Source organism: Pedococcus sp. P1_H8, from assembly GCF_056405175.1.
Genome location: NZ_JBFUCP010000128.1, coordinates 1 through 525, shown reverse-complemented (window position 1 = coordinate 525; position 525 = coordinate 1). Strand labels below are relative to the sequence as shown.

General features: G+C 71.2%; 1 protein-coding gene. It reads left to right on the top strand.

The window, feature by feature from the left end; translation table 11 throughout:
- Window positions 1-259: 259 nt before the first annotated feature.
- On the top strand, window positions 260-525 hold a 266-nt coding region (locus AC1DYG_RS19200; RefSeq protein ID WP_477641455.1), incomplete at its 3' end, for a PadR family transcriptional regulator.

Here is a 525-nt window from a genome sequence, read left to right as displayed (position 1 = left end):
GTCCCCGGGTTCGGGTCGCTCCCCCGCAATGTCGCGTCGATCTGCACGTGGACCTGGATGTGCACCGACCAGGACATCCACGCGAACCCGACCGGACACCGGGTGATCGCGCAGGCCTTCCTGCCGCTGCTGACCGCCGCGCCCGCTCCCGGCACGGCGTCCGCCGGCGCCTCCTGAACCCGGGTCGTCGGCACGCGGCCGACGCCCGAGCGGATGCACCGCGTTGCATAGTCACCTCGTTGCATAGATACTCCTACCCGTGGCACTCGAACACGCGCTCCTGGTCTCGCTCTCCGAGCAGTCCGGCTCCGGCTACGAGCTGGCCCGCCGGTTCGACAAGTCGATCGGCTACTTCTGGAGCGCCACCCACCAGCAGATCTACCGGGTACTGAAGCGGATGGCCGCCGCCGGCTGGGTCGACGGCGAGGTCGTCGGCCAGGACGGCCGCCCCGACAAGCGCGTCTACCGCGTCAGCGACGCCGGCCGCGCCGAGCTCCGACGGTGGATCGCCGAGCCGACCGACGC